Origin of the sequence: Streptomyces sp. NPDC012935 (assembly GCF_042900345.1) — a bacterium.
In the GTDB taxonomy this organism is placed as follows: Bacteria; Actinomycetota; Actinomycetes; order Streptomycetales; family Streptomycetaceae; genus Streptomyces.
The window spans coordinates 1-1,271 of sequence record NZ_JBIBBC010000087.1; the positions used below are offsets into that span (position 1 = coordinate 1).

Below are 1,271 nucleotides of genomic sequence, written 5' to 3' on the forward strand. Positions count from 1 at the left end.
ACGACGTATCCGGCGGACGCCGTTCGGGCGGGGGCGCCGGGACGCGGGGACGCGAGCGGTGCGGGAGCGCGAGCGGCGCTGGGGCGCGGGGGCGCAGGGGCGCGAATAAATTCTCGGGACTCCGCGCCCGCCCCCGCCTACCGTGGCCCCATGAGCCGTTCCGCAGCCCCCATCGACACCCACGACATCGACATCCGCCCCCTGGCCGCCGGCGAGATCCCGGAGTGGAGCCGGGCCCTGAGGACCGGCTTCCTGCGGTCTCCCGACGTCACCGAGGCGGAGGCCGCGGACCGGGAGTCGTACATCGACCCGGCCCGCACCCTCGGTGCCTTCGACGGGGGACGCTGTGTGGCCACCTTCCGGTCGTTCGCGCAGGAGATCACGGCGGTCGGCGGTGCCGCCGTCCCCGCCGACGCGATCACCAACGTCACCGTCAGCCCCACCCACCGCCGCCGCGGCCTGCTCACCCGCATGATGGCCCGCGACCTGACGGCGGCCCGGGAGCGCGGCGACGTCGTCGCGACGCTGATCGCCGCCGAGTACCCGATCTACGGCCGGTACGGCTTCGGGCCCGCCGCGTGGACGGCCGAGTGGACGGTCGACGTGCCGCGCACCGGGATCGACCCGAGGTGGTCGGGCCCGGAGGACGGCGGCCGCATCGAGCTGGTGGACGGATCCGAGGTCCGCAAGGTGGGCCCCGAGCTGTTCGAGCGGGTGCGTCGCGCGCAACCGGGTGCCGTCGACCGCGACGAGCGGTGGTGGCAGGTGAGCACCGGCGGGCTGCGGGTGGACGGGTCCCCGTGGACCGAGCCGTTCTTCGCCGTGTACCGCTCGGCGGACGGCACGGTCGACGGGCTGGTGTCGTACAAGGCCGACGACAAGTGGGGCGACGGCAAGCAGCCCCTCAACACGGCGACCGTGAACTGGCTGATCGCGGCGACCCCCGAGGCCGAGCGCTCCCTGTGGCTCTACCTGTGCTCCATCGACTGGATCACCACGGTGAAGAGCGGCTGGCGGGCCCCGGACGACCTGCTGCCGCTGTATCTGCCCGATCCGCGCGCCGCCCGCGTCACGACACTGGCGGACTGGCTGTGGGTGCGGGTCCTCGACGTCGAACGGGCCCTCACGGCACGCACCTACGCCGGGCAGGGCGCGCTGGTGCTGGAGGTCGTGGACGACTCCGGGCTGTCGGGCGGGCGGTTCCGGCTGGAGGCGGCCGCGGACGGCGCGACCTGCGCGCCGACCACGGCCACCGCGGACCTGACCCTCGA

Annotated in this window: 1 protein-coding gene; it reads left to right on the forward strand. The window is 74.7% G+C overall.

Annotation, left to right across the window (positions count from 1 at the left end; all coding sequences use genetic code 11):
• Positions 1–150: 150 nt before the first annotated feature.
• Positions 151–1,271 (forward strand): GNAT family N-acetyltransferase (locus ACFY5C_RS41710; RefSeq protein ID WP_389455300.1); only part of this gene is annotated, 1,121 nt, incomplete at its 3' end.